The sequence below is a fragment of the Mucilaginibacter sp. PAMB04168 genome (assembly GCF_039634365.2).
Lineage (GTDB): Bacteria > Bacteroidota > Bacteroidia > Sphingobacteriales > Sphingobacteriaceae > Mucilaginibacter.
Window position 1 is genome coordinate 2,673,688 of record NZ_CP155079.2, and the last position, 22,079, is coordinate 2,695,766.

Here is a 22,079-nt window from a genome sequence, read left to right on the forward strand (position 1 = left end):
ACACCTATTTCTGTAATGCAGGTTATTTCCCGATTCAAGGTTCACGTGAGGTGTTTTCCATAAAAACCGTTTTCATGCTAACTATTTGAAAAGTGTCGTCTGTAACAAAAAAGGGTATTTAGTGACGTAGCATTCCGTTAAACCGCCCACACTCAGTCAGCGGCACGTCTAAATTTGTGATTGATTTTTATTAATGTTAGCTGAACGGTTCTGTACCTATATCGCTAAAAAATGCTTGCTTGTTAACGCCAACCCAATCCCGGAGCTACATGCTTTAAAATCGCTGACAGCACATGCACATTGTAATCGACACCTAATGTGTTTGGAATTGTTAAAAGTAGCGTATCTGCTTCTTGGATAGCTTCATCTTTAGCCAGTTCTTCAATGAGTTTATCCGGTTCAGCCGCATAACTTTTTCCAAAAATTGCCCGCTTGTCACTTTCTATGTAGCCGAAACTATCAGCCGCTTTACCTTGCTGGCCAAAGTAATATCGGTCCTGGTCAGTTACAAGCGCAAAAATAGACCGACTTACCGAAACACGTGGTTCACGTTCATGTCCTGCTTTTTTCCAAGCTTCTTTATACAATCTGATTTGTTCTGCCTGCTGGATATGAAAAGGCTTACCAGTTTCATCAAACTTTAAGGTTGAACTTTGCAGGTGCATGCCATTTTCGGCCGCCCAAATGGCAGTTGCGTTCGATGCAGCTCCCCACCAAATGCGTTCCCGCAATCCTTCAGCATAGGGCTCCAGACGCAACAATCCCGGCGGATTGGGAAACATTGGGTATGGGTTAGGCTCGGCAAATCCGGCTCCTTCTAGTTTATTTAAAAACTCAAGCGCTTTTTTGCGCCCCATATCTGCATCGGTTTCACCATCGGCAGGTTCGTAACCGAAATGACGCCAGCCGTCAATTACCTGCTCCGGTGATCCCCTGCTTATTCCTAACTGCAACCGGCCACCCGAAATCAGGTCTGCAGCACCAGCGTCTTCCACCATATACATAGGATTTTCATAGCGCATATCGATCACGCCAGTTCCAATCTCTATTTTACTTGTTTTGGCACCAATAGCCGATAGCAAAGGAAATGGTGATGCCAATTGAGCCGCAAAATGATGGACGCGAAAATAGGCGCCATCTAAACCAAGCTCCTCGGCCGCAACAGCCAGGTCGATGGACTGAAGCAACGTGTCACCTGCTGTCCGAGTTTGGTAAGCAGGATGGTTAGACCAATGTCCAAACGATAAAAATCCAATTTTCTTCATTCTATCACAAAGCTACTGAATAGCAAACTCAAATGGTATCAGCGGAAAGTCAATGTTTATTGTCTTATGTTGTATAGTTCAAAAGCAGTGCTTCTCAATCTGTAAATGGTATGATAAATGCGTCTTACTTCGTATTGGGAACGCCTCTTTTATGAATCAGTTCATACAAGTAACGAGATTGGTGGAAGGATAACCGGCTATACTGACTAATGTGAAGAAACATAAACAACCGGACATAAGTGTTTATAGCAATGGCTATACATCATCGTAAGTTTGCTGCCAATCTTTTAAGCGGTTATTAGGGGAGAATAATGGCTAATCGCATTAAAGAAGTACCTTCTGCTTTCAGGAAAAAATGCAAAAAATAATCTACTGTTTCCTTTTCATGTCCGAAATTTGAACTGAGCTATTTGCGCTGAAGGACATTCCAAGCGACATGATCAGTTTTTGTAGTGGTTTAAAAATGTGCATAAAGCCGCTTTTCTAAATTTTTTTTTTAGATTTATTTATCTTAACATCGGCTCAGTAAACCTAAGGCACCTGCAAGGCTGTCACAACATGCAGGTAAATACATTTGTGTAAATGGAAATTGATGAGATAAATTTTGCAGATACAGAACTGTGGAACCTTTTTAGATCGGGCGACGAGTTAGCTTACACAAAGCTGATGAATAAATATACTCGCCTCATGTATAATTATGGGTACCGGTTTTGTCAGGACGCAGATTTAATCAAAGATTGTGTACAGGAAGTCTTCCTCGAATTGTGGAAGAAACGGACTCGCATAAATTCAACCCCATCAGTCAAATGGTACCTTTTCAAATCGTTGAGGCTAAGAATATTCCGTGACCAGCCCGGTTGGCAAAGAAACGAGGAACTCGAAGATGGTTATAACTTTGTGGTTGAATTTAACATTGAGTCGCAGCTTATTGAGGCCTCAGGGCTGCAAGAGCAGTCTTCAAAAATAACAGCGGCTTTAAATAACCTGCCACCCCGGCAGCGAGAAATTTTATATCTACGATTTTACGAAGGTTTAGATTTCGAACAGATATCAGAACTGATGGGTATCAGCCGTCAATCAGTTCATAATTTACTGCAAAAGGCTTATAAAAGCTTCCGTGCGGAATGGGCTATCATTCTCCTTACCGCAGCCGTTATTTTTTATAACTGATATTCAATGATTTATAGATAATCTTAAATTTTCCTCTATTCTGAAGGGTAATTAAGATTTCCTTATTGCTTATTGCATAAAAACCAGTTCAAACCTCACTTCATGACCCCATATGAGCATTACGAAGTCGAAGACTTCATGCAGGACGAATTTTTTATAGAATGGGTATTGCACCCTAGCGAAAACAGCAACGCTTTTTGGTCGGGTTGGCTAATGCACAACCCAGACCGGCAACCTGTTTTGGAAAGGGCGCGCGCAATTGTGAGCAGTATCACTGTAAAACCAGTAGCAAGAGAACTGGCAGATACTGAAGTGCGAAGTATTATTGACCATGTAAGGTTAAACGGTTTTAAAACAGAGCAACCCGTACCAACTATCAAAATATTATTTCGTACCGGGTGGTTTCAGGCCGCTGCGGTTATTTTAATATGTTTTACTGCTGCATTGCTGATCTATCGCCAGGTAGATGTAAAACAGGTGCTGTCACAAACCAACAACGAATTTATACAGGTAAGCAACCAATCTAATCAATCTAAGCTGGTCCGGATGAACGATGGTAGCCTGGCGGTATTGCATCCGGCTTCTGTATTACGTTATCCCTCGCGTTTTAATGGTAGCTCGAGAAATGTCTATCTCAGTGGCGAAGCATTTTTTGAGGTGCATAAAAATCCCCGGAAGCCGTTTTTAGTACATAGCCAGAACATGATTACCCGGGTGTTGGGCACAAGTTTTACAGTGCGGGCCTTCAAAGATGAAAACGCTTTCAAAGTAATAGTTAATACCGGCAAAGTGTTGGTTTATGCAGACAAGCAGCAAGCTCATAAAATTAATGCAAAGTCGGTTACGTTGCTTCCAAATCAAGAAGTAACGTTTGACCATAACCAAATAGTGCTCAAAAAAGATACATTACAGACCCCGTTGTTGTTATCTAAAGAGGTGGCAACGGATAAGTTTACTTTTAATAATGCCCCGCTTAGCCAAATCATAGCCCGATTGAACGAAGCATATGCTATTCACATTGTATATGATCATGAAAAATTGGGCAATCAAACGCTAACCGCATCGCTGTCTGATTTGCCGCTTGATGAAAAGGTAAAATTGATTTGTAAGGCGATCAATGCACAGTGCAGCTTCGATGGGGGACAAATAAAGATACTCAACCCATAACTAACCAAGATTAAACGCTAATCCAAATTATGAACAGAGCCATAACCTATTTCTAAAAAAAGCTGACCGGAAGTACGTCAATACCTCCGGTCAGTAATTAAGCCCTAAAATGATTCACAGCCATTTAATGAGCAGCCGCAGAGCGACCGCATGGGCATTTTGTGTCGAGTTAATAACGAATTAATAACCCAAATCAAAACTATGAAATTTAAACCTGTACTTGTAAAAATTATGAAAATAACATTTTTACAGCTTACACTCCTTTTGTCTGTGCTGGCCAGTGCGATGGCGAGGGAGGTACGGGCTCAGGCGATACTTAAGCAAACAACTTCGCTGAATGAAACTAATGTGACGTTAAACGACGTTTTGAAAAAGCTGGAGAGAGAATATAAGATCAACTTTGTTTACAGCACTCAACTTGTAGACGTAAGTAAGCGCGTAAACGTTTTTGCACAACAGCGTCCTTTAGAAGAAGTGCTTGAGCAAACATTAAAGCCCCTATCGCTCATATTTGAAGCATCGGGCGACGTGATTGTAATCAGAAAGCTTAAATCAGAGGCTTCAGTTTCGGCACAATCAACCACAGCAAGCCGCCTTGTACAGTCGGTAACCGGTAAGGTGGTCGATGAGAAAACAGGGCAGCCATTGTCGGGTGTAACAGTTAAAGTTAAGGGAAGTACCACAGGGGCCACTACCAATGTTAACGGCATCTACAACGTAACAGTAAACGATCCTTCAGCAACGCTTGTGTTTAGCTTTGTTGGTTATGAAGAACAGGAAAAGTTGGTAGGGCAGTCTGCTATTATTAATGTTGTACTGCGGGAAAAAGACAGCAAACTTAATGAGGTAGTTGTGATTGGCTATGCGTCCGAAAAAAAGAGTCAGGTAACGGGCGCTATCAGCAGCATTAAAGCTAAGGACCTGCAGGATCAGCAGTTCACCCGCTTTGACGATGCGCTTCGCGGCCAAGTAGCCGGTGTAAATGTTATTCAAAGCTCTGGAGCACCCGGCTCAACACCTACGGTAAAGATAAGGGGAACCACTTCTATAAATAGCAGCAACCCGCTATATGTTATTGATGGAATAGTGATAGACAATGGCGGGCTGGATAACATCAATCCTGCCGACATTGAATCCATTGATGTACTTAAGGATGCATCCGCTGCAATATACGGATCGCGCGCCTCTGCAGGTGTAGTTATTGTAACCACAAAAAAGGGCAAATTAGGTGTGCCGCAACTTACGTACAATGGTTATTATGGCGTTCAAAACTCCATCAAGCGGCTTAAGCTGGCAAATGCCACACAATATGCCGATCTGCGCAACCAGGCATTAACCAATGACGGCAAAGCAGCGGCTTTTACTAATACTGCTGCTTTAGGCAATGGCACCGACTGGCAAGATGTTTTGTTCGGTAAAAATGTGCCGATACAGAATCATAATCTTAGCATAAGCGGCGCTAATGACAAAGCGAGCTATTATACATCTTTTGGTTATCTCGGCAACAGGGGAGTGGCCGCACCTTCCATCGCCAATTATCAGCGGTTAAATTTAGCCCTTAACACCAGTTATAAGGTGGCAAGTTGGCTAACTATCGGCGAAAACCTTAATATTGCTACTTCCAAAAGTCAGTTGGCTTTAAGTACAAACACCATTGGTGCTAACGGCCCTCTCAGTTCTGCTATATTATTAGATCCTATCACACCTGTTGTTGTTACCGACATCAATGCGCAGCCTAATGCAACCGTTTATAAAAATAATGCGCAATACATCGTTTACAATGATCAGGGCCAGCCTTACGGCATATCCCCTTATATACAGAATGAGGCTGCCAACATAGCTGCCTATGTGGCTGTTAACCAGGGTAATTACTCGTGGGCTACCAACCTGATCGGTAATACATATGTTGAACTGAGACCGATTACGGGCCTTACACTTCGTTCCCAAATTAGTATAAAAGCAGCTTACTACGGCGGCAACTCATTTACGCCAATGTACTTTTTCTCGTCAAGCTCTAATAATATCACTGCAACAGTTCAAAATTTGAGTAGCAGTCGCAACGCTACACTAAACTGGGACAATACAGCAACCTATAACCGCAAGTTTGGCCAGCACAGTGCTACGTTGCTTGTAGGTACAAGCATGCAAAACCAGAACGGACATGGCTTAAGCGGTGCATTTACTGGAGAACCAGTTAATACCTTTGCCGAAGCCTCACCCAACTTTTCGCTTGCAGCAGCTAACAAGGTAGCTAACGGCAGCGATAACCAGCCTTATAAATTGGCTTCTTTTTTTGGCCGGGCCAGCTATAATTACGCTGAAAAATACCTGTTAGACGTTACCTTACGCCGCGATGGATCTTCAAAGTTTGGACAAACTAATCAGTATGGTGTTTTTCCATCTGCCGGCTTAGGTTACATTATTTCAAAAGAACCGTTTTTTCCCAAAGACAATTTTGTCGATTTTCTTAAACTGCGTGCATCTTATGGAGTATTGGGTAATGAACAATCGTTGGGTCTGTTCCAGTATACATCAGTGATTGGTAGCGGTAGTAATTATCTATTTGGCAATAGTGTCGCTAATATCGGGTACCGCCCTAACGGGTTGTCAAACCCAGATCTGAAATGGGAGCAGGTTAAAATTACAAATCTTGGGCTGGATGCTGTAATGTTCGGCTCATTGAACGTATCGGTAGAGGCTTACCGCAAGCTAACTGAAGGTATGCTTCAACAAATTGTTCTCCCTAATTATATTGGCACCTCTTCTAACCCTTATGCCAATATTGGTAACCTCGAAAATAAGGGAATTGAATTGAGCCTGAGCTATGCTAACAAAATAGGCAAGTTCAGCTATAGTGCAGGCGGCAACATATCTTACAATAAGAATGTAGTAACCTATTTAGGCACAACGCAGTACTATACCAATGGTAATCTTCGTGGCACAAGTTATGAATTGGAACGCACCTCCGTGGGCCAGCCATTTCAGTCATATTACGGTTTTGTAGAGCAAGGCGTTTTTCATTCGCAGGCAGATGTAAATGCTTACAACAATGCGGCTGGTACGCTCATACAGCCTAATGCCAAGCCCGGCGATTTTAAATGGAGCGACATTAATGGCGACGGTAAAATAGATGCAAACGACCGTACTTACCTGGGTAATTCGATTGCGCCGTATACTTATGGTGTTAACCTTACCGCGGCTTACAATCACTTCGATTTCAGGCTTTTTGGGCAAGGCGTTTGGGGAAATAAGTTGTTCCAGGATACGCATCGCCCGGATTACCCTACCGCTAACTATCGTATAGAAGCGCTTAACGCATGGTCGGTATCAAATCCCGACAGCAATTATCCGCGCTTGTCTGATGTAGATCCTAATAACAACTTTAAGAATCCTTCTAACTTTTTTCTTCAAAGTGGCGCTTATTTCCGTCTAAAGACTTTGCAATTAGGTTATTCGTTGCCTCAGGATGTGCTTAATAAGATACATATGAAGCGCAGCCGGATTTTTGTAAGCAGCAATAATCTGTTTACCATAACCAAGTATACCGGTTATGACCCCGAGATTGCCGGTGGCATAGATTCCTCGATTTATCCTCAGGCGCGCACATTTATGGTTGGTTTAGACATTACCCTTTAATTGTAATTATCATGAAAATTCGCAATTTAAAACTCATTATAGCACTGGTTAGCGTAACAGTGGCCATCACGTCTTGCAAAAAATACTTAGATACAAAGCCTGTAGGCCAATACCTTGCAGTTAATTATTATAAGAACCCATCCGAAGCATATGCTGGTTTAGTAGCCTGCTACAGTCCGCTCAACAGCGGTGAAGGCGGTATATTACTGGCGCTGAACGCAGGGTCAGACGATTGCTATGCCGGGGGAGGTAGTTCTACAGACAACCCGGTTGCACAGGCTTTCAGTAATTTTAATCTGATGAATGCAGCTAATTCAATTGGTAGCACTTTTTGGAACCCCCTTTACGCAGGTATCTACAATTGCAACGTTAGCCTTTCGCAGCTGCCAACCGTCCCGGGGATGACCGCTGATTCGCTTAAGCGTTATACGGCCGAGTCTAAATTTCTGCGGGCTTATTATTACTTTGATCTGGTGAGGACGTTTAAAAACGTACCGCTCATTCTCAAGCCACTAACCTCATCCGAAGTATATGATCAGCCCCAGGCTGCTCCGGAAGCAGTTTACGCACAAATAGAAAGCGACCTCAACGCTGCTATCGCCGACTTGCCTGTCAAAATCCCGGCAACCCAAAATGGGCGTGTTACGCAAGGAGCTGCCAAGGCGCTTTTAGGCAAAGTTTTCCTTTTTGAAAAAAAGTGGACGCAGGCTGCAGACATGCTGGCGCAGGTTAACGGAACGCCCGGAGGCAGCAATAGTTACGGTTATAAATTGCAAGCAAACTTTGCCAGTCTTTTCGATCAAACCAATAAATTCAACAGCGAGTCTATCTTTGAAATACAACAGTCCAATACTATCTCGGGCTGGGCAAATTGGTATAGCAGGTATATTGGTCCGCGTTCATCCAGCCTTCCTGTAATTTTTAGTGGCGGCTATGGTTTCGAGGTGGTGACATTGAACCTTGTTAATGCAATAAAGAACGATCCGCGGTACCCAGCCACTGTTATCAACGCAGATAGTATTGCAAAGGCTACCAATACCAGTTACTCTCCCGGCTATCAAAACACCGGTTACTTTACCCGTAAATACGCGCCAATGGCAGCAACTTTTAACAGTTATGGAGAGGGGTATGATTACATTATTATCCGGTTGGCAGACACCTACCTGATGGAGGCGGAAGCACTGGTACAAGCCGGTACAAACACTACACGTGCCCAGGCACTGCTTGATGCCGTTCGCGCCCGTATAAAACTGGTGTCGATTCCGGCCACATTAACTAACATCTATACCGAGCGAAGACTTGAACTGGCTCAGGAAGGGCACCGTTGGTATGATCTGGTTAGAACCGGACAAGCACCAACCGTGCTGGCCTTTAAGAACTTTACAGCTGGAAAAAATGAAATTCTTCCAATCCCACTCGGAGATCTAAATAACACCAAGCTAAAGCAAAATCCTGGGTACTAACTATTTTTAATACTTTTTTTTCTAAATGACTGATTTATAGCATCAAAAAAATCACAGCATTTGATAAACAACACACTTTGTATACAAGGTGCACGCCACTGTATTGATTGGCCGTGTCCATTATTTTATTCCTCTTTTCATGTCTGAACAAAAAAACAGCCTTTGCCAGTACTGGCTAATATTGGCTTTCATAAGTTCGCTATGCACAAATATCGATGCAAGCGCGCAAACCACCTCTGCACAAAAGCCGGTGCCTCAACTAGGAAAAAATCCTATTGACGAAGTTATTGCGGCAATGACGCTGCAAGAAAAAGCGCTAATGGTAATTGGAGGTGGGCGGACAGGTACCGGCATTGACCTCGGCGATGGTTCAATGATAGGCCGTACCGAATCTCGTGTCCCTGGGGCAGCAGGATGCTCCAATGCTATTCCGCGGTTGGGCATACCGGCTATTGTGTTACCCGATGGCCCAGCCGGCGTACGTATTGATGTTAAGCGTAAAAACGATCCTAAATCTTATTACGCTACAGCCTTTCCATCGGCCACTACACTGGCATCTACCTGGGACATCGCTCTGGTGAAAAAGGTAGGGAAAGCATTCGGGAACGAAGTGCTGGAATATGGCGCTGATATTATTTTGGCGCCGGCTGTTAATATTCACCGCAACCCGCTTGGCGGGCGCAACTTTGAATACTATTCTGAAGATCCTGTGCTTGCCGGTAATATTTCCGCTGCCATTATTAACGGCATCCAGAGTAATGGCGTAGGCACTTCCATTAAGCATTTTGTAGCCAATAATCAGGAGACTAACCGTGCCATCATTAATGAGATGATTACTGAAAGGGCTCTGCGCGAAATTTATCTGAAGCCTTTTGAAATAGCTATAAAAAAATCTCAACCATGGACGGTGATGTCGTCCTATAACTTGGTAAATGGCGTACATACGGCCGAACGTAGCGATTTAATTACCAGCATCTTGCGCGACGAATGGGGCTTTAAAGGCTATGTTATGACTGACTGGGGAGGGATGGCCAAAGATATTATTGCCCAAATGAATGCCGGAAATGATGTGATCATGCCAGGCAATGCGGGCCAGGTAAGGACGATTGTCTCTGCAGTTGAGCATGACTCGCTGAGTGTGGAAGTGCTCAACCGTAATGTAAAACATGTGCTTAACATTATTGTGAACTCGCCCACGTTTAAAAAATACAGCTATTCTGGAGCGCCCGATCTAAAAGCTCATTCGTTAGTTTCGAGAGAGGCTGGAGCGGATGGGATTGTATTACTTAAAAATCATCAGGGTACACTGCCCTTAAACGTTTCGGCAAAGAACATCGCACTATTGGGAAATATGAGTTACTCAACAATTGCCGGTGGTACAGGTAGCGGCGACGTAAATAAAGCCCATACCATTTCGCTGGCTCAAGGCCTGTTTAACGCTGGCTTTATACCGGAAGCCAACTTTGTTGCTACTTATAATACGTATGTGTCTGATTGGCGGAAGCGTTACCGTGAGCTGGACCTTACTGACGAACAGTTGGCCACGCTGGCCGAAAAATGTGATGTTGCATTGCTTACTATTGCCCGCAACAGCGGCGAAACCAAGGACCGCAGCCTGGACACTAACTATAAATTAAAACCGACAGAATTATCGCTAATTGATCGTACAGCCACGGCTTTCCACAAACTTGGAAAAAAACTGGTTATCGTATTAAACATATGCGCGCCGATTGATACCAAAACCTGGCGGGATAAAGCAGATGCTATTTTATTAGCCTGGCAGCCCGGCCAGGAAGCCGGCGATGCCATGGCCGATGTGCTGACCGGTAAGGTAAACCCATCCGGCAAACTCGTGGATACCTTTGCAGAAAACTACGAAGACGTGCCCTCTGCCCGTGATTTCCCTGGAATGAATACTGAAAACACCGAGCAGATAAGTTACAAAGAAGGTATTTATGTGGGATATCGTTATTACGATACATTTAAAATTAAACCGGCATATGAATTTGGATATGGCATGTCCTATACCAACTTTAAAATCAGTCCGGTAAAGCTTTCGCAATCCACCGTCGAAAAAGTGTTTACTGCACAAGTTACCGTTACTAACACCGGTAAAGTTGCAGGTAAAGAAGTATTGCAGGTTTACATAGCTGCGCCGGTTCCATCAATTGCTAAGCCTGCCCAGGAACTTAAAGATTTTGCAAAGACCAGATTGTTGCAACCCGGCGAGTCCCAAACGATAACATTTATCATTCCGGTTAGCAGTTTAGCGTCTTTTCATAATGATAAGAATGCATGGATTGCAGATGCTGGCTTGTACCAACTTAAAATAGGCACTTCATCAAGGCAAATAAGGCAGCAAAGTACATTTAAAATTCGCAGTCAAGTAATTACTGAGCGCGTCCACAGTGTAATGCATCCACCGGTAAAAGTGGCTGTTTACAATGCCCAATAACACCGTACAAAAATGCTAAAAAAACTAATTTACAGAACTGTAGGCGTTTTGTCGGCGATTATAGTCACCGGACATACTAATGCACAAACCGCGGCACGCAGTTCCCAAAGCCTTGACGGCAAATGGCAGATACTTGTGGATTGGTATGGAAACGGAAACGCAGATGATATAGCCCGTAACAAACAACCAGCTGATAAAAATGAGTTTGTTGAATTTTCTTTCGATAACAGCCAGACACTCGATGTACCCGGCGATTGGAATTCACAGCGAATTGATCTGAAATACTACGAAGGTACAATTTGGTATAAGCGTAACTTTGATCATCAACCGGAGCCGGGTAAACGCAGTTACCTGCAATTTGCAGGCGTTAGCTATCGTTGCGAGGTTTATTTAAACGGCTCAAAACTAGGTGAGCATGAAGGTAGTTTTACCCCGTTTACGTTTGATATAACCAAGAGTATTAAACCTGGCAAAAATATCCTGGTACTTAAAGTCAACAATGAGCGGCGTGAAGATGCTATTCCGGCGCGCAAATTCGACTGGTGGAACTACGGGGGCATTACCCGTAGCATCACATTATCTAAGGTGCCCGATCAGCATATCCTCGACTATTTCATTCAACTTAAAAAAGGATCGCTTTATGAACTATGCGGCTGGGTTCAGTTGAATGCTAAACAGCAGCAACAAACAACCACCTTGGAAATCCCCGAGGCACACATTAAAAAAATACTGACTACAGACAGCAATGGTCGTGCGCAGATAAACTTCCCTGCCAAACTTAAGCTATGGTCGCCTGGGCAACCTAAACTTTACACCGTTAATATACATACGGCCAATGATACAGTGACTGACCAGATAGGTTTTCGTTCCATAGAAGTTAAGGGAACACAAATTCTGCTTAATAAAAAACCTGTGTTTTTACGCGGCATCAGTTTTCATGAAGAAATACCACAGCGGGCGGGCAGGGCATATTCTGAAGCCGACTCACATATGATGCTTACCTGGGCAAAGGAATTAGGTTGTAATTTTATTCGACTGGCGCACTATCCACAAAGTGAGCAAACTGTAAAGCTGGCTGAACAAATGGGCCTGATGATGTGGGAGGAGATCCCTGTTTGGCAAGGTATTCAATTTACAAATCCCCAAATTTTAAGCAAGGCCAGCAATATGCTCGAGGAAATGATAAAGCGTGATAAAAACCGTTGCGGCATTGTCATTTGGAGCTTATCAAACGAAACGGCTCCAAGTCCCCAACGCAATAAAGTTCTGGCGCAAATGGCAAATGATGCCCGTTTGCTTGACCCCAGTCGCCTTATTTCATCTGCCTTTGACCATTTTAAATACGACGGCAACCAGATACTGATCGACGATCCGCTGAGCGAAAGCCTGGATGTACTAGCCGCTAATAAGTATATGGGCTGGTACGCCAAATGGCCTGCCGGGCCGGGCAATGTAATTTGGAAAAGCAATTTTAACAAGCCGCTCATCATTTCAGAGTTTGGTGCCGAGGCGCTTTATGGCAATCATGGTCCGGCAGACACTGCCAGCCTCTGGACGGAAGAATACCAGGAACAGTTGTATAAAGACAATATTAACATGTTTAACAAAACGCCTTTTTTAGCCGGCGTTTGCCCATGGATTCTGGCTGATTTCAGAAGCCCTTCTCGTATGCAGGCGCAATTTCAGCAAGGATGGAACCGTAAGGGATTGTTATCCGATAAAGGATTTAAAAAGAAGGCATGGTATGTAATGCACAAGTACTATCTGCAAAAACAAAAACAGTAAGTCTTTATGTACAAGATTAGAGAAACTATTATAGCCATTGTGTTTACAAGCATGCATTTTTCTGCTTTAGCACAGCATAAAACTATTGACCAGCGTGTGGACTCTGTTATGCGATTGATGACACTAGACGAGAAGATAGGGCAACTAAACCAGTATTCCGGCCGGGAAGCGACCGGGCCTGTAACTGCCCGAAATTCAGGTATTCTTGATGATATCAAAAACGGAAAAGTGGGGTCAATGCTAAATGTACAAGGTGTTAATAATGTAAGACAAATACAGGCAGTGGCCATGCAGTCGCGGTTAAAGATACCGCTGTTGTTTGGTATGGATGTCATTCACGGATATAAAACTATTTTTCCTGAACCTTTAGCAGAGTCAGCTTCGTGGGATTTGGCTGCCATTAGGCAGTCAAGCCACATTGCTGCGGTTGAAGCAGCGGCCGCCGGCCTTAACTGGACTTTTGCGCCTATGGTTGACATTGCACGTGATCCACGTTGGGGCCGCATTATGGAAGGCGCCGGCGAAGATACCTATTTGGGAAGCGAGATAGCCAAAGCCCGGGTGCTGGGTTTTCAAGGTGAAAAGCTGGGTGGTTTAGACGCGTTAATGGCTTGCGCCAAGCACTTTGCCGCTTATGGCGCGGTGTCATCTGGTCGGGATTATAACGATGTCGAGATGAGCGAACATCAGCTATGGGAAACTTTCCTGCCGCCATTTAAGGCATCAGTAGATGCAGGTGTAGCAACTTTTATGAGTTCTTTTAATACTCTAAACGGCGTTCCCACAGCTGCCAGTAATTACCTGCAACGCGATATTTTGAAAGGCAAGTGGAACTATAAAGGCTTTGTAGTAAGTGATTGGGGGTCGATAGACCAAATGATAAAATGGGGATACGTTAAGGATAAGAAGGACGGCGCTATGAAAGCCCTTATTTCCGGATGCGATATGGACATGATGAGCGACAGTTACATTAACAATCTGAAGCAACTGGTGGCGGAAAAGCAGGTAAGCATTAAGCTGATAAATGATGCTGTAAAACGGATATTATACAAAAAGTTTGAATTGGGATTGTTTGATGATCCTTATCGCTTTTGTAACGAGGAGCGTCAGCGAAAGGCCTGGAGTAATCCGGCACACAAGGAGGCTGCCTTGCGCACTGCCGAGAAATCTATTGTGCTGTTAAAAAATTCCAGCAATATTTTGCCACTTCAAAAGCATGGACAAACCATTGCATTGTTAGGGCCTCTGGTTAAGTCGAAACGAGACCTGCAGGGTAACTGGATTGGTGCCGCAGAATTTGGCAGAATAACCAGTATGTATGACGGCCTCATCCAAAAGGGCGGCAACGATGTTCATTTTACGTATTCGGCCGGTTGTACCATTAAAAGTAATGATACTACAAGTATGGGCGAAGCGGTCCAAATGGCCAAGCGTGCCGATATGGTTGTGATGGCTTTGGGCGAAGCAGGTGACATGAGCGGCGAATCGCGCTCGCGTGCCGATATCGGATTGCCTGGTCGGCAGATGGAATTGTTCAATGCGGTAAAAGCAACCGGCAAACCCGTAGTAGTAGTACTTATGGCGGGCCGCCCCATGATATTCAAGGAAATTGCTGACAAGGCCGATGCTATCTTATATGCCTGGTTTCTTGGGGATGAAGGTGGACCAGCTATTGCCAATGTACTCTTTGGCGATTATAACCCCTCGGGGAAACTGCCGGTAACTTTTCCACGTTCGGTTGGACAGATTCCGCTTACTTATGACGGCTACAAAACCGGCCACCCGTTTACTACGTCGAGCACACAATACCAGACCGGCTATATCGATGTGCCTAATGCGCCACGCTATGCCTTCGGTTACGGGTTGAGCTACACTAACTTTAAATATGCTGATCTGAAGCTTGATAAGACCAGCATGGCAAGAACAGGCATTATTACCGCCAGTTTTACTCTTAGCAATACCGGCAAATATGCGGGCGAGGAGGTGGTGCAGCTTTATATAAATGACCCGGTCGCATCCGTAGTGCAGCCCATAAAAAAACTAAAAGATTTTCAGAATATACCTTTGAAACCAGGCGAGTCCAAAACGATCACCTTCAAAATTAATAATGAGAAGCTTTCTTTTTACAACCAGCAGTTACAATGGGTATCGGAGCCCGGAGATTTTACGCTGATGATTGGCAGTGCATCTGATGATATCCGGCTGCAAAGTAACTTTAAGCTGCAATAGCCAATGAACAGATTTAAAGCATTGGTTGGGCTGGCATTAATCCTGATCACATCGGCTACTTTTGCGCAAAACTACGACGAAAAGCTGGTGCCAAAATACACCCTGCCGGATATGCTCACAACCCTTAACGGAAAAAAGGTTAAACGTAAGGATGTGTGGGAACATACACGCAGGTTGGAATTGCTCAAGCTTTTCGAAGACAACGTATACGGTCAAATGCCGCAGGACTTTGATAGCATAAAGTACCAAATAACTCATTTGGATAATTCGGCTATGGGAGGCAAAGCCGTCCTGAAAGAAATAGATATCAAAGTTTTTCGCCAACAGCAAAGCGTCGGTATTCACCTGGTGATGTTTACACCGTTACATGCCAGGCAGGCATCACCTTTATTCCTCTTGATCAATAATCGAGGTAAAAACAACATGGACCCGGCACGCATCAGCAAAACGGAGTTCTGGCCTGCCGAACAGGTAATTGACAGTGGCTACGCAACAGCAGTCTTTCATGTAAGCGATCTGGCACCTGACCGCAAGGATAGTTACGCCAACGGTGTATTAAGACTTTATCCGGAGCAACTGAAAGCCCCGAACGGTATGAAAGCCATAGGAGCTTGGGCCTGGGGTGCAAGCCGGGTGATGGATTATCTGCAAACCGACAAGTCCGTCGATGCTAAAAAAGTAGCCATCGTGGGTCATTCAAGGGGTGGTAAAGCCGCACTCTGGTTAATGGCCCAAGACCGCCGTTTTGCGATGTGTTTTGCTAGTTGTTCGGGCAATACTGGCGCTGCCTTGTCGCGCAGACGCTTTGGTGAGACTATCGAAAAAATCAATGCCACATTTCCGTATTGGTTTTGTGATAACTATAAAAAGTACAACAATAACGAAGACGATTTGCCAGTGGATCAGCACATGCTGATTGCCCTTAGCGCCCCGCGGCCGGTATATACAACTAATGCAACAAAAGATAAGTGGGCCGATCCAAGTGGAAGTTATATGGCTATAAAAGCAGCGGAACCAGTATATGAGCTATACCGCATAAAATCTGCTTTGTATGCTAGTTTGCCACCGCCCAACAGGCCAGCTTTGCAGCCACCTTTGGGCTATCATCTCCGCGAGGGTATACACGACCTTACTGCTTATGACTGGGATAAATTTATTCGCTTCGCTCACAATTACTACCAAAAACAATGAGACAATACTTCTGGAAACCAATACGAAATATAGGTTTAGTCTTTTGGGCAACCCTGTTCTTTAACCAACAAGCTTCTGCACAGCAAATGGTCCGAAAGGACAGCTTGCTTAATTTTGGCTGGAAGTTTCGGGTCGGAGACAATCCTGATGCCAAACATATTGTGTTCGATGATAAAAAATGGCAGTCTGTAGATCTTCCGCACGATGGCAGTATAGCCGGTGCTTTTGACACCGTTAGCGGATCGCGGCAAAACGGCTTCCGTCCACGGCATATCGGGTGGTATCGTAAAGTTTTCACTCGTCCGCCGGGCACAAATGGTAAGCTGGTAAGCTTGGAATTTGAAGGCGTGTACCGCGATGCCGAAGTTTGGTTAAACGGTACTTACCTAGGCAGGCACCGTAACGGCTATACAGGTTTCAACTACGACATCACAAAACTCGTAGCGCCGGGCAAACAGGCAACCATAGCCGTCCGGTACGACAATACGTTTAAGCAGAGCTCACGATGGTATACAGGCGAAGGTATATACCGGAATGTATGGCTGCATATCCAATCGCCGGTTCATGTGGCCGAAAATGGCACCTATATAAGTACGCCCTTTATTGGCGATAGGAGGGCTGATATAGCCGTACAAACACAAGTGGTTAACTCAAATGATAGTACTGCTCTCACTACATTGAAAACGGTAATTATCGATCCCGATGGCAAAGAGATAAAGGAAATCGTCAGCAATGTTCCATTGCGCGCTCACGAAACATACACCTACAAGCAAAACACTGTAATAACTAATCCCCAACGCTGGGACATCAGTTCGCCTAAACTTTACACAGCCAAAACTTATGTATGGCTTGGAAGCAAATTAACAGATACTTATCAGAGCCGTTTCGGTATAAGAACAGTTGATTTTAATTCACAACAAGGCTTTTTGCTTAACGGCCGTAAAGTATTTCTTAATGGTGTAAATATTCATCACGACCTTGGGCCGCTCGGCGCAGCTTCTTTCGAAAAAGGCTACCGCCGGCGTTTATCAGGGCTTAAGCAAATGGGCGTAAATGCCATACGTTTAGCACATAATCCTTATTCGAAAGCTGTACTTGACTTAGCGGATGAGTTGGGAATCCTGATTTTTAACGAAAGCTTTGATAAGTGGAGCAGCGAATATTATGGTCCGGGTGAAGACTTCCATCAGCTTTGGCAGCCTGATCTCGAGTGGTTCATCAAGCGAGATCGCAATCATCCATCCGTTTTTATATGGAGTGTGGGTAATGAGGTGGCTGTAAAGCAGGAATATAAAGACAGCGCATTTGTTATACAACTGGACAAGATGGTGGAAGTAGTTCGCCGGCTCGATCCGTCGCGTAAAGTAACCAGCGGATTGTATCCGTCACGCGATGAAGATACCCCGGCACCGATGGCGTTTCATATGGACGTAATGAGCGATAATTATATGGCCCGCTTTTACAAACGCGATCGTTTAAAATTCCCGCAGTTAATTTTTCTGGAAAGCGAGATGACCACTGACAATGGTGGGGAAAACTTTTTCGCTTACGATCACAGCTATACGTGCGGACAGTTTTATTGGGGTGGCACCGATTATATAGGCGAGTCGTTTGGATGGCCATCTAAAGGGTGGAATGGTATTATTGACTGGTGCGATTTCTGGAAGCCCATCTCTTTTTACATCAAAAGCCTGTACTCCCCAGAGCCAATGGTTAAGATTGCCGTTTTGGACGCAAAAGGCAGTGATGCCAGAGTTTGGAATGATGTGTTTATGAAAACGCTTAAGATGACCGATAGTTGGAACTGGGAAGCTGGTAAAAAGCTTACCCTCTATACATTCACCACAGGCGATGAAGTGGAGCTGTTTCTGAATAACAAGTCGGTAGGAGTAAAACGGATGAGTGACTTTACTAAGAACAAAATAGTATGGGAACTAAATTATGAGCCGGGCAGCATCAGAGCAGTGGCACGGTTAAATGGGAAAGAAATTGCGGCAGACGAAATAAAAACGGCCGGTCAGGCGCGCCGCGTAGTGCTCAAAACCGATTCAACTCTTATGCAGGCAAATGGGCTTGACCTTGCCTACATTACAGCAACTGTGGTTGACCAGAACGGAATTATTGTGCCGCAAGCAACAAATGATATTAAGTTTGATGTTAAAGGAGCTGCTACCATTGCAGGCGTAGCCAACGGCAATCGTATGAGCGATGAACTTTTTGTAGCTAATCATCGTCAGGTATTTGAGGGCAGGTGCCTGCTGGTTTTGCGCAGTAGCCGCCTATCCGGACCGGTACAGGTAAAGGCCACCTCTAAAGGCCTAAGTAGCGGCGTTATGAATATAACTGTAAAATAAATTCAAATTATGAATAATATAAAGCTATTCTTTTTGTTGGCATTGATGCTGTCTTTTATAACAGGCTATGCACAAAACAATAAACGTATCATTATTGAAACTGATCGCACCTCGCTTATATTAACGGTAGGTAAGAATGGGCACGTTTACCAGTCTTATTTGGGCGAGCGCTTCCAAAACCGCGAGGATAACAACAGTGCGCCTCAAGGAAAAAACGCCTATATCACCGGTGGTATGGACGATCAGTTTCAGCCGGCCATCCGTATCACTCATGCCGATGGCAATCCCTCACTAGATCTTGTTTATGTTGATCAGAAGGTAAACAACCCTGATGCAGCGAGTACAGAAACCGTCGTCACTTTAAAAGACCCTCAATATCCTGTCATAGTTAAGCTACACTATCAGGCATACGCCCATGAGGATGTGATCAAGTCCTGGACCGAGATCATCAACAACGAGAAAGGAACGATCACCCTGAACGATTATGCCTCATCCATGCTGCATTTTGATGCTGAGAGCTATTGGCTTACTCAGTTTCATGGCGATTGGGCTTATGAAATGCAAATGCAGGAGTCGAAACTGACCAGCGGAATTAAAGAGATCGATAGTAAACTCGGTACCCGGGCAAATATGTACCAAAGCCCAATGTTTTTGCTGTCGTTGAACAAATTAAGCGATGAAAATACCGGTGAGGTTATAGCCGGTACACTGGCCTGGACAGGGAACTTTCGCTTTCACTTTGAGCAGGATCAAAACAACTCGCTGCGTGTTGTATCAGGTATTAATCCATATGCATCAGCTTATCAATTAACCGCAGGCAAAACCTTTACTACTCCGGCTTTCATTTTTACCTATTCAGCAAATGGACGCGGACAGGTAAGCCGAAACTTACATACCTGGGCACGTAACCATGATGTAATGGACGGCAACGGGTCTCGCCTGGTATTGCTTAACAATTGGGAAACCACCAAATTTGATTTTAATGAACAGCAGCTCAACGGGATGCTTGATAATACCGTTAAAATAGGCGCAGATCTTTTTCTGCTTGATGATGGCTGGTTTGGAAATAAGTATCCTCGTAGTGACGACAAGACTGCATTGGGCGATTGGCAACCCACTCAAAATAAGCTTCCGAATGGGATCGGTAATCTGATAAAGCAAGCCAAGGCAAAAGGTACTAAGTTTGGTATATGGATTGAACCTGAGATGGTAAATCCTAAAAGCGAACTATACGAGAAACACCCCGATTGGATATTGAAGCTGCCTAATCGTGCCGAAAACTATTATCGCAATCAACTGGTGCTAGATCTTACTAACCCAAAAGTAGCTGATTTTGTATTCCGTACGATGGATGAACTAATTGAAAAAAATCAGGGACTGGCGTTCATTAAGTGGGATTGCAATCGGCTGATGACTAATACATGGTCAGCACATCTCAAGGATAAGCAATCGAACTTGTTTGTCTACTATGTTCAAAGCTTTTATAATATATTAAAGCGTTTACGTGCTAAGCACCCTCAGCTGCCTATAATGTTATGCTCAGGAGGCGGTGCCAGAACAGATTACGAAGCTCTAAAATACTTCACCGAGTTTTGGGCAAGCGATGATACAGATCCGGTTGAGCGCGTATACATTCAGTGGGGCTATAGCAATTTTTTCCCCGCAAATACTGTGGCCTGCCATGTAACTTCATGGGGTAAACAATCACTAAAGTTCAGAACTGATGTAGCCATGATGGGTAAGTTAGGTTATGACATCGACGTAAATAAAATGACGCCCAACGAACTTGTCTTTACACAACAGGCCATCAAAAATTACAAACGCCTTAGCAATGTAATTTGGCGCGGCGATATTTACAGGCTCATCTCGCCCTATGAGGCCAACCGTGCAGTGCTTATGTACGTAGACAGTACAAAAACTAAGGCGGTTCTATTCAATTATAATCTAAATATCCGCGAACGTGAACAAGTGAACCGTGTACGTCTTCAGGGGCTTAACCCACAGGCCAAGTACAAAATAGAAGAAACCAATTTGATGCCTGGTACAAAGGCAATTCTTACCGACAACGGCCGGACTTTTACCGGCGACTACTTAATGAAAGTTGGCCTCGACCTGAATAACTGGCACTTGAAGGCATTAACAAGTTCAGTAGTAGAAATAACCCTACAATAGACATACATCAACCAGGTCATTAAACCATGCACTTATCTTACCGTAAATTTTTGATTGCCGCCATATGCTTGTGCATCCATGTGATGGCAAAGGCTCAAAGCATTGACGCAGGGCGTCAAAATGTTAATATCGTTTTTATTGGCAATAGTATCACTTATGGCGGTGGCTTAAAAAGTCCGGCAACCGAAGCGCCTCCGGTATCAGCTGTTGGGTGGTTGCGCACTCAAGCCAAAGTTGGAACCGTTAGTTTTAAAAACATGGGCTTTAGCGGGCATACCACACTGGATTTTTTGCCTGGTAGTGGCCGGGATTTCAATCAGGTTGAGCGAGCCGTAGCCAGTTTTGAGGATAGCAAGGCACAGCTTGTTTTCTCGCTGATATTGGGTACTAATGATAGTGCTGTTAAAGGGCCGCACGGTGCACCCGTATCTCCTCAAAGCTATGAGAAAAACCTGCACGCCATCGCCAATCAACTACTGAAACAATACCCGGGGTGTAAACTTGTGTTTCAACAGCCTATCTGGTACAGCCCCAATACGCATAACCGGGGTGCTACTTATGATGCAGAGGGATTGGAGCGACTGCAAAGCTACTTTCCGGTCATACGTGCGGTCGTTATAAGTTACCGTAAAACGTACCCGAATCAGGTCTTTCTGGGCGATAAAAAAGCATTCAAATTCTTTAAGCATCACGCCGAAGATTTTTTTCAACATGAAGATGGAGTGGAAGGAGTGTTTTTCTTGCATCCTAATAAAATGGGTGCTGTTAAATTAGGTGAGTTTTGGGCAAAAGCTATTTACAGAACGGTTTTGAATTAGTACCAAGTTGATTTTCATAAAGAGCAAACTTTTCGACCTGTAAACCAATGGTTTAAATTAAAATTTTAAAAGAAATGATTTTTGGAGGGTATTATTAGGTACCTCGATGCTTATCTGTATTAAACCAATATAAACATCAAATGATACAGCCGCGAAGTAGTTAGATTCGAGGTTTTCTGATGTAATAAATTTTGTGGCCCCGGTAAACCCTTTGCGCATACCATGTGAAGCAAATAGCTTTAGATATTTTTTTAAAAATGCTTTTATGTAGCACGTAGGGAACGGGTAAGATAAAGTCGGGAATAAAGTTCATTTCCGGAGGATAAAGAATAGATAAATATTCCAGATAAAACCAATTAAACCTAATAGAATAT

General features: G+C 44.1%; 12 protein-coding genes. 11 read left to right on the top strand and 1 reads right to left on the bottom strand.

From position 1 onward, the window contains the following. Window positions 1–242 precede the first annotated feature (242 nt). Window positions 243–1,265, bottom strand: a complete 1,023-nt coding sequence (locus tag ABDD94_RS11335) for an LLM class flavin-dependent oxidoreductase (RefSeq protein ID WP_345955967.1) — start codon at window positions 1,263–1,265, stop codon at window positions 243–245. Between the two features lie 582 nt (window positions 1,266–1,847). Here ABDD94_RS11335 and ABDD94_RS11340 point away from each other — a divergent pair. The 11 genes from ABDD94_RS11340 (at window position 1,848) to ABDD94_RS11390 (ending at window position 21,705) form a co-directional block, all read left to right on the top strand. Further along, entirely contained in the window at window positions 1,848–2,435 is a 588-nt protein-coding gene (locus ABDD94_RS11340) for a sigma-70 family RNA polymerase sigma factor (RefSeq protein ID WP_345951975.1), read from the top strand. A 102-nt stretch (window positions 2,436–2,537) separates the two neighbouring features. Further along, window positions 2,538–3,602, top strand: coding sequence for a FecR family protein (locus ABDD94_RS11345; protein ID WP_345955968.1), 1,065 nt, complete (start codon window positions 2,538–2,540; stop codon window positions 3,600–3,602). Window positions 3,603–3,833: 231 nt separating this feature from the next. Further along, entirely contained in the window at window positions 3,834–7,238 is a 3,405-nt protein-coding gene (locus ABDD94_RS11350) for a TonB-dependent receptor (protein WP_345955969.1), read from the top strand. Window positions 7,239–7,249: 11 nt separating this feature from the next. After that, window positions 7,250–8,701: a RagB/SusD family nutrient uptake outer membrane protein gene (locus ABDD94_RS11355; protein WP_345955970.1), complete on the top strand. Its 1,452-nt coding sequence runs from the start codon at window positions 7,250–7,252 to the stop codon at window positions 8,699–8,701. A gap of 139 nt (window positions 8,702–8,840) precedes the next feature. Continuing rightward, the gene (locus tag ABDD94_RS11360; RefSeq protein WP_345955971.1) at window positions 8,841–11,156 is read left to right on the top strand and encodes a glycoside hydrolase family 3 C-terminal domain-containing protein; all 2,316 of its coding nucleotides are present in this window, start codon (window positions 8,841–8,843) and stop codon (window positions 11,154–11,156) included. A 12-nt stretch (window positions 11,157–11,168) separates the two neighbouring features. Next, window positions 11,169–12,941 (top strand): glycoside hydrolase family 2 TIM barrel-domain containing protein, encoded by a 1,773-nt coding sequence (locus ABDD94_RS11365; RefSeq protein ID WP_345955972.1) that lies wholly within the window; start codon window positions 11,169–11,171, stop codon window positions 12,939–12,941. A gap of 6 nt (window positions 12,942–12,947) precedes the next feature. Continuing rightward, window positions 12,948–15,170: a glycoside hydrolase family 3 N-terminal domain-containing protein gene (locus ABDD94_RS11370; RefSeq protein WP_345955973.1), complete on the top strand. Its 2,223-nt coding sequence runs from the start codon at window positions 12,948–12,950 to the stop codon at window positions 15,168–15,170. 3 nt (window positions 15,171–15,173) lie between these two features. Continuing rightward, entirely contained in the window at window positions 15,174–16,361 is a 1,188-nt protein-coding gene (locus ABDD94_RS11375; protein WP_345952341.1) for a prolyl oligopeptidase family serine peptidase, read from the top strand. Continuing rightward, the gene (locus ABDD94_RS11380; protein ID WP_345952342.1) at window positions 16,358–18,715 is read left to right on the top strand and encodes a glycoside hydrolase family 2 TIM barrel-domain containing protein; all 2,358 of its coding nucleotides are present in this window, start codon (window positions 16,358–16,360) and stop codon (window positions 18,713–18,715) included. Before ABDD94_RS11375 ends, ABDD94_RS11380 begins: the two co-directional genes overlap by 4 nt. Before the next feature lie 9 nt (window positions 18,716–18,724). After that, window positions 18,725–20,887, top strand: coding sequence for an alpha-galactosidase (locus ABDD94_RS11385; protein ID WP_345952343.1), 2,163 nt, complete (start codon window positions 18,725–18,727; stop codon window positions 20,885–20,887). A 26-nt stretch (window positions 20,888–20,913) separates the two neighbouring features. Then, a complete protein-coding gene (locus ABDD94_RS11390; RefSeq protein WP_345952344.1) occupies window positions 20,914–21,705 on the top strand; it encodes a GDSL-type esterase/lipase family protein in 792 nt (263 codons plus the stop codon). Window positions 21,706–22,079 lie beyond the last annotated feature (374 nt).